This window comes from Bradyrhizobium sp. Crot121 (genome assembly GCF_059512385.1).
The window spans coordinates 1-2649 of record NZ_JCAMOR010000188.1; the positions used below are offsets into that span (position 1 = coordinate 1).

General features: G+C 59.2%; 2 protein-coding genes and 1 pseudogene. 1 reads left to right on the forward strand and 2 read right to left on the reverse strand.

The window, feature by feature from the left end; translation table 11 throughout:
• Positions 1-76 precede the first annotated feature (76 nt).
• Positions 77-619 (forward strand): annotated as a pseudogene (locus AC5ZGW_RS45680) (ISNCY family transposase); the annotation flags it as partial.
• A gap of 685 nt (positions 620-1304) precedes the next feature.
• Here AC5ZGW_RS45680 and AC5ZGW_RS45685 read toward each other — a convergent pair.
• Together AC5ZGW_RS45685 and AC5ZGW_RS45690 are read right to left on the reverse strand one after the other, a co-directional pair.
• Positions 1305-1652, reverse strand: coding sequence for an HVO_A0114 family putative DNA-binding protein (locus AC5ZGW_RS45685; protein ID WP_130231812.1), 348 nt, complete (start codon positions 1650-1652; stop codon positions 1305-1307).
• A 3-nt stretch (positions 1653-1655) separates the two neighbouring features.
• A complete protein-coding gene (locus tag AC5ZGW_RS45690) occupies positions 1656-1934 on the reverse strand; it encodes a toxin-antitoxin system TumE family protein (RefSeq protein ID WP_130231810.1) in 279 nt (92 codons plus the stop codon).
• Between the last annotated feature and the right edge of the window lie 715 nt (positions 1935-2649).

The following is a 2649-nucleotide window of genomic DNA, read 5'->3' on the forward strand; positions in this document are numbered from 1 at the left end:
GCCACGATCCCGGCCTCAACCGAACCTATGCCGAGATGGCGAGCCATTACGGCACGGCCATTCTCGCAGCCCGGCCGTGGAGCGCGCCAATGGCACGCTGCAGGATCGACTGGTCAAGGAGATGCGGCTTGCAGGACTCTCGACGATGGAGGCCGGCAATGCGTTTCTGCCGCCGTTCATGGAGGATTACAATCGACGGTTTGCCAAGGCACCCTTCAACGACAAGGATGTGCATCGGCTGTTGGCCGAGCACGACGACGTTGATGACGCTTTTGCCTGGAAGGAAGAGCGCACTGTTTCGCACAGCCTGACCCTGCAATACGACAAGGTTGCTCTTCATTCTCGAGCCGACCGAGATCACCCGGCCGCTCGCTCGCCAACGGGTCATGGTGTTTGATTATCCGGACGGTCGCCTGGCGATCAAACATAACGGTCGCGAGTTGCCCTACCGCACCTTCGACAAGCTGCAGCAGGTCGACCAGGCCGCCATTGTCGAGAGCAAGCGGCTGGGGCCTGTGCTGGCTTACATTGCCGAGCAGCAGAAGCTGCTGGATACCAATCGCAGCAGAAAGCCCCGCGCCGGCGGGGCCAGGGCAAAAGCATGTTCAAGGCCGGTTGAGAGCCCTGGGCGGCCGCCCGATCAAGTCGTCCCTATCAAGGTATTGTCATACGGGCGCCCGCCACTTCGCAATCCCGGCCAGCTCCGCGCCGTGCGCCCTCCTCGCCGTACCAGCTGGTGACATTTCTAACGAGCACAAACTGCGACTTGTCTATCGGGTTCCAACAGCTTACTTCCGCCGGTGGTAGAAGAGAGCAATCTCCCTCTATTTCGGGTCCGGGATAGCTTGGGCTATTTCGTCGGCCGTGAAGAATCTCTCAAGCGGTTGAGCCGGAGGAGCGGACCGCCCTGCCTCGGCCAAGAAGCCAAATTCAGGTCCACTAGGCATCGTCGCGTGAACTTGGTCTCTGCCGCCGTTTCCCGAAACTTCCGCCTTGACCGGGTCTCCCGCAGGAGCCGGTGAATCTTTCGGAAGCTTGAGGAAACGCAGGACGCAGGGTAGCGATACGGCTGCAGTCGAGTGCGACCCTAAAGACATTCACATGTGCCCCTCCTATGGCTCGCGGAGGATGCGAGTCAGCAGCTGGAGCTCAGATAAACCGCGGCTCTCAATGGCGTGGGGCAGCCCGTTGCGGCAAGACTTGTTCTTGATTGCACGTTCCGAGTCATTGACGAATCTCTACAGTCCCGCGCGATTTTGTCTTATTGCGCTGTTTCAATCTTACGATTGACGCGGGCGGGGACGTCACGCCGCCATCACGTCGAACTCGACATGAACGCGGTCATAGGGAAATTCCACGCCCCCACTTTCCGTCCGCTCCAAAATCCCCGCGCCCAGCAGCAGCGTCACGTCGGAGTGGACCCCCTTGAAGTCGCGGTCGACCCGACGCGCGACTTCCCGGATTGTCAGCGGGCCGGCTCCGGTCATAACTCGCACGATCTCCATGCGTTTGGGCGCCAGCACCCGCCAAAGGTCGCTGACGCTCTCGAATGAAATTCGGTCGTCGCCAGCCTTACGCTGCCCGTGCGCAGTCGCCAGGATGCGGCGCGTCAGGTCGCTTTGTGTCTCGACGCCCAGGATAACCGTCCGCATGTTCTATCTCCGTTTATTCACGTCACGCCAAAAATCCGCCAGCAGCCGCTCCAGCCCACGAAACGCATAAGAGCTTTCCTTGCCATCCAGGTGGCGATGATCGCCCTTGCCGCGCTCATTGTCGTAACGCACGCGGCAGACGCCGTTCACCACATAGGCGAGCCGGTATTTGTAGCTATGCGGACTGCCCGAGACGGGCTCGGGAACTTCCCACACAACCAGCTCGGCAAATCCGGGGCTGACGACAAGCCGGGTTCGCGTGATTTTACGGGCTTTGGCCATTGATGGAAGTTGTTACGTCAAGATGAGCGTGATGTCAATGAATACATCAACACCAACAATTACGATGGATTTGTTTTACTCATAGGTCAGAAATATAGGCGACATCTGGATGCTTGAAGCAGGAACGCACCAAAGCTGGTCTGTTGCCGATGTCGGCGAGCTGGGCGCGGACTCGATCCGCCTTCTTGTGCGCGGGTCGCCATCATGCGGATTTCTTCCAGGGTTCGATGGTCAAGTTGTCGGCCGTCGCGTTTCATGCCGATAGCATACCAACGCCGCAACAATGTCGCCTATATTTCTGACCTGAGTAAGAGTGGAGGCGTCGCCCTTGGTGGTCATGTTGACCATCGAGCACTATCCTTGCTTCCGCATCGGGCGCTTCATCGCCTCATCGGGTCCGGCGGTGCCATTTCGTGGCGAGTGGGCACTCCCAAACAACGCATCGAGCTGTCTGCTGAGCCAGGCTTCCAGCACTTGGACCTCAGCGTCGGAAAACGCGAAGGGCGCCGTCGATCTCGAATTCAACGTAAGCGCTAAGCCGATACCCAGGGTTCGGGGTTAGATTAGATGTGCGAAGAAGCCTCCGGATTGAACGGAGGTTTGGGATGGGATTGGACGGCAAAAAGGACGTCCATTTTGACAGCTCGTCAGTTGGGGCGGTCAGCCGGCTTGAGGTGCTTGAAGGCCCCTCCGGGCGTGGTGTGCGTTCGGAGGC